Consider the following 4,995-nt stretch of genomic DNA (forward strand, 5'->3'; position numbering starts at 1 on the left):
CGCCTGCTGCAGGCCTGCGGTTTGGGGCAACTTGCTCGGCAATTGCGACAAATCTTTGTCTACGAACCACTCAAGGCTGGGTCCAAAAACTGGGCGCTGAACTGAAAATGAATTTTTCAGGGACGACGAATTAGCTGCAATCTCGATCACCCGTTCAATTAATTCAACTGGTTTGGGCGTTTGAAAGGCATCTTCCCCATGGAAAATTTCTTTAATTTGAGCCTTTGCAGAGCGACTACTACCAACTTCGGTGTTGTAGAAAATAGTTTCTGGTGGGGTGCCTTTAGTTGCGTCCGCATAGATACGGTAATAAACAGACCATCCTGTTGGAGTTTTTTTCCATTCAATTCGATCCGCTTCTGCATCAACTTTCAATTTGCTCCAACGCCAGGCACCATCTTGTCCATCTTTCATGATTGGAAAAACTTCACTTCCGTCTGGAGCGGTCAATGGATAAAAAAGGTTAGGCCGTGCGGATCGAGTTTCACCTTGGCCACCCATCGCTCTCAATGGTTTTAAATAGTAAACACGCCCATTAAGATCTTTTTTATCGTAATGATCGGCAGCTTCACCCTCTTCTCCAAACAAACGATGAAAAAGCACTTGAGACATGTCTTTGGCGTAGCAAAGCATTGAATCGTGCCGACTTGAAAAGTAATCGGCATCCATCCGAGGACTGTCTCCTTTTTCCCAAATAACAGAAGCCAAGTGGTTATCTTCACCAAAAATCTCATCCAGCATCATTCGAGCCCGGTGCACCTCGTTGTCATCCAAGGTGATCCAGATCGAGCCGCTGTCGCGCATCAGCTCGCGCAGCAGCACCAGGCGCGGCCACATCATGCACAGCCACTTGTCGTGCCGCAGCATGTCCTCGCCGTCCACCGGGTTGGTGCTCAGCCACTCTTTCATGATCGGGCTGTTCACCCCGTCGCTGTAGCACCAACCCTCGTTGCCGGTGTTGTAAGGCGGGTCAATGAACACCAAATCAACCTTGCCCGCATAGCGCGGCAGCAAAGCCTTGAGGGCGTGCAGGTTGTCGCCATGAATCACCAAGCTGCTGTTCAAGTCGCCTGGGCCAATGCCCTTGGCCTTGTCCACCACCAGCGGCCGGTAGGGTACGCCCAGGTGGTGGTTGTAGACATATTCTTTGCCTTTGAAGACGATTTCGGGCATTTTTTTCTTTCCGAGTGCAATCAAACGCCGACAAACGCATGGGTTTCGGCATCGGGCTCAAGCGCTTTTAACTTTTTGTCGGTCGTCCAAATGTGAACCGCATAGGTTTTCAATGAACTGTTTTTGTATTTCTGGCGCAAACGTTTGGCTTCGAGAGCGATGGACGCGTTCGTCAAGCCCTGTCGATCGGGGGCCAGAACACGAAACTCTTGGGTCAATCCGGTAACCGCAGCTCGAAAATCTTCAACCGTTCTGGCATCGTTCATGGACGAAACAATCGTGAAAGGTGTGTTTCCTGACAACCAAGCGTCCACAGTGTCCACCAGCAAGGCCACCAAGCGTCTTCTTTCTTGTCCATTTTTCACGTCTGCCACATGGTTACCCAGTTCAAACAAAACAGGCAATGGCACATGCAGTTGATCGGTGATGTGCCGTGCATTTGCAAACCGCTGAAAAATGGGTTGGTAGGCTTGCACACTGCTGCAATCGGGCACTTGGAAGAGTTCCATCAAATACGACGTATCCACCACAATCAAGCGAACCACACTCGCTAATTTTTGTGGCTTGGCCGGCCCGCTCACAGCACGATCTTTCTGTTGGATGCTTGTATTTTTTGAAGCCATTGCAAACCGCCTTCTGCGCGCTTGTCGGCAAATTCGGGACTCACATGCTTTTCCAACACCTGTTGGGTCATCAACTCACCCAAACGCCCTTGCTCCAGCATCGACTCAGAAGCCGGAAGATCAGGGATCGGCAGCAACCGGGATACGCCCACAGACGCATCGTAAAAACACAGCACCACCGATTTGATTTGCTCATCACTGAGTTGGTCCAGTGTGGCGGGGTTGTGTGTGGTGGCCAAGACGTTGAGCTTGCGGCGCGCAGCCGTCTCCCAAACAGCATCCATGAGCACCTTCACGCGGGCGGGGTGGATGCCATTGTCAATTTCTTCAACGACCAAACGTGAACCAGTTGGCACTGTTTCCAAAGCCGTCAAGATGGCCAATGCACGCAAGGTGCCGTCTGACATTTGGCGAGAACTGAGCACCGATTGATCGCCGTACCGAAAACCCAAACCGACCTCGCCCAAACTGGTCTTTTCGAAAACAAAATCCGAGAACGAATCCTCTGGCAATTGCCGAATTCTCTGCAAAATCAGATCAAATGATGTTCTCGCATCTTGTTGCCGTACAGCTGCCGCCATTCGATTCTTTTTGAGCTCTTCGGCTGGAGCATCTGTTTCAGCCAGCAGCTTCAAGCTGTAGAGGACAGAGGCCAAATTGGCACCATCACGGAACAATTGGGTTTGCCCCATGTTTTCATAATCTCGCATGCGCTTGGGATGCGGATCAAACACATAGGAATGCTTCAAATAGCTACGAACAGCTTTGACAACATTCAAAGCCTGCCCCGACATTTTGCTGTCAGAGGTTGGTAATGTGTCATAACGGTACAGGGTTGAAACTTGGGCCGTCATGTCACGGATCGGTTTTTTACCTCCCTTCGCAAAATTATCAAACCGAACCTGAATGATGTCGGCGTTTTCTCGGTTGACTCGGTCCACCGTTTCAAAAAGCGTTCTTTCCCCCCAAGTCAATCTCTCTTCAGCAATGTGAGGTGAATTGCCGGCGACGAGGCTGATGAAGTACTCGACCTCTACGCCACTGAGCTGAGCGGAAAACTTCAAGGAAAGTTGCCCCGGTTCGATCACGTCATCGATCGGGTCATAACCCGCATGCTCTCTACGAGGGCAATTCCTCAATCCCCCCCGAATTTCGAACGTGCTGCCTCCGCCGCGCCCCACGTCGCTGATTTCGTGCAAAGACCGGCCCTGTGCCAATTCGGCCAAGAGCTCCACGCCTTCAATCACATTGCTCTTGCCTGCCCCGTTCCGACCGATGAGCAATGTCACCGGTTTTAACAAGTCAATTCGGGCATCCGCAAAATTTTTGAAGTTGATGAGGTGGTGCATGTCTTACCTTCCGTTCGTTCAGCCAATCGCTCAATTCGCCCCGTGACAGTGCTTGTACTTGCGCCCGCTTGCGCAATGGCAAGGCTCATTTCGGCCCAGCTTGGGACCATCGCGGCGCACGGGCTGGGTCGGGGTGTTCGCGTTGCGAGTGGGGCGCTGCACTAGACCACTGGCTTCATGTGGACTGCGCTGGGTCAGCCAGTGGGCATGCACCCGTCGAACCATGTCGACCAAGCCATCTCCTGCGGCACGCAAGGCGGCTGCATCGTGATTCACACGAATCAAAGCGTCCAGTCCGTCCTCTGTTCCGTACAACAGCACCGTGCTTAACAACGCGGGTTGCCCCAATAGCAGCGGAGCCCAAGCCCGCATGTCGATAGACATACCTTTGAAGTAGCCTGAACACCAATTGCCCAAAATGGGCACACGCGAACCACCATCCAGCTTCCAATCGGGCCATTGAGGCGCATATTGCGCTGGCGTCTGGGTCAATGTTTGTGCAATGGCGTTCCATTGTTTCATCACCAAACCCATGATCTTTTCAGCTTCGCCCTGGTCGTTGAAGTGCGCGCCTTCTTGCCCGTGTTCGGTATCCCACACCCAGCACAGCATCTCGCTGGGCATGATCAAGTTGGGCCCAGAAACTACGGCCGTCAGATAGCCATCGAGCATGGCAAGGTCCATGCAATGCTCAGGGGCATCGTCCCGACTCAAAAAATGGTCCAGAAATGCGACTTCTTCAAGGGTCCAAAAGGGGCTTTTACTCATAGGTCACGATTGTGGCAGAGCCTGCCGCCTGCCCATGCCTCTGACTCTTGGGGCCGACCCTATAAAATCGCCCCTTGCTTTGAAGGTTTAGCCCCATGTCTGCCCCCACCGCACCGCGCCAGCTTTTCGTCACCACCGCCCTGCCCTACGCCAACGGCAATTTCCACATCGGCCACATCATGGAATACATCCAGGCCGACATCTGGGTGCGGTATCAAAGAATGCAGGGCAGCCAGGTCAACTTTGTGTGTGCCGACGACACGCACGGCGCGCCTATCATGATCGCGGCCGAAAAGGCCGGCAAAACGCCCCAGCAATTCGTGGCCGACATCGCGGCGGGCCGCAAGCCCTACTTGGACGGCTTTCACATCGCGTTTGACAACTGGCACAGCACCGACGCGCCCGAAAACCACGAACTGGCGCGCCAGATTTACCGCGACCTGCGCGACATTTCGGCTGCCGATGGTGGCTCGCTGATCGAGGTGCGCTCGGTTGAACAGTTTTTTGACCCACAAAAGAACATGTTCTTGCCCGACCGTTTCATCCAAGGCGAGTGCCCCAAGTGCCACGCCAAAGACCAGTATGGCGACAACTGCGAAGTGTGTGGCGCGGTCTATGCCCCCACCGATTTGATCAACCCGTTTTCGGCCCTCTCAGGTGCCAAGCCCGAGCTGAAAACCTCGGAGCACTTTTTCTTCAAGCTGTCTGACCCGCGCTGCGTGGCGTTTTTGACCCAATGGACGCAAGACGGCAAGCTGCAGCCCGAGGTGGCGAACAAGGTCAAAGAGTGGTTTTCGGTGCGCACCAACCCCGACGGCACGACCAGCGAAGGCCTGGGCGACTGGGACATTTCGCGCGACGCGCCTTATTTCGGCATCGAAATTCCCGACGCACCGGGCAAGTACTTTTATGTCTGGCTCGATGCGCCCGTGGGCTATTTGGCGTCACTGAAAAACCTGCTGGACAAGCGCGGCGAAGACTATGCCGCTTACATGGCCAAGCCCAATTTGGAGCAGATCCACTTCATCGGCAAAGACATCGTCACCTTCCACACCCTGTTCTGGCCGGCCATGCTGCAGTTC

5 protein-coding genes are annotated in these 4,995 nt (G+C 53.7%); 1 reads left to right on the forward strand and 4 read right to left on the reverse strand.

What is annotated here, in order from left to right:
• The 4 genes from ACIQ39_RS18490 to ACIQ39_RS18505 form a co-directional block, all read right to left on the reverse strand.
• Nucleotides 1-1,173 (reverse strand): site-specific DNA-methyltransferase (locus ACIQ39_RS18490; protein ID WP_396436051.1); only part of this gene is annotated, 1,173 nt, incomplete at its 3' end.
• 20 nt (nucleotides 1,174-1,193) lie between these two features.
• Nucleotides 1,194-1,796, reverse strand: coding sequence for a hypothetical protein (locus tag ACIQ39_RS18495; protein WP_396436052.1), 603 nt, complete (start codon nucleotides 1,794-1,796; stop codon nucleotides 1,194-1,196).
• On the reverse strand, nucleotides 1,751-3,145 hold the full coding sequence (locus tag ACIQ39_RS18500) for an AAA family ATPase (protein WP_396436053.1): 1,395 nt from the start codon (nucleotides 3,143-3,145) through the stop codon (nucleotides 1,751-1,753). Before ACIQ39_RS18500 ends, ACIQ39_RS18495 begins: the two co-directional genes overlap by 46 nt.
• 30 nt (nucleotides 3,146-3,175) lie before the next feature.
• Complete coding sequence (locus ACIQ39_RS18505) at nucleotides 3,176-3,913, reverse strand: UPF0149 family protein (RefSeq protein ID WP_396436054.1); 738 nt, start codon at nucleotides 3,911-3,913, stop codon at nucleotides 3,176-3,178.
• Between the two features lie 95 nt (nucleotides 3,914-4,008).
• On the opposite strand from ACIQ39_RS18505, the gene ACIQ39_RS18510 reads away from it, so the two are divergent.
• On the forward strand, nucleotides 4,009-4,995 hold a 987-nt coding region (locus tag ACIQ39_RS18510; RefSeq protein WP_396436055.1), incomplete at its 3' end, for a class I tRNA ligase family protein.

The organism is Limnohabitans sp. (assembly GCF_044361645.1).
Classification (GTDB): domain Bacteria; phylum Pseudomonadota; class Gammaproteobacteria; order Burkholderiales; family Burkholderiaceae_C; genus Limnohabitans_A.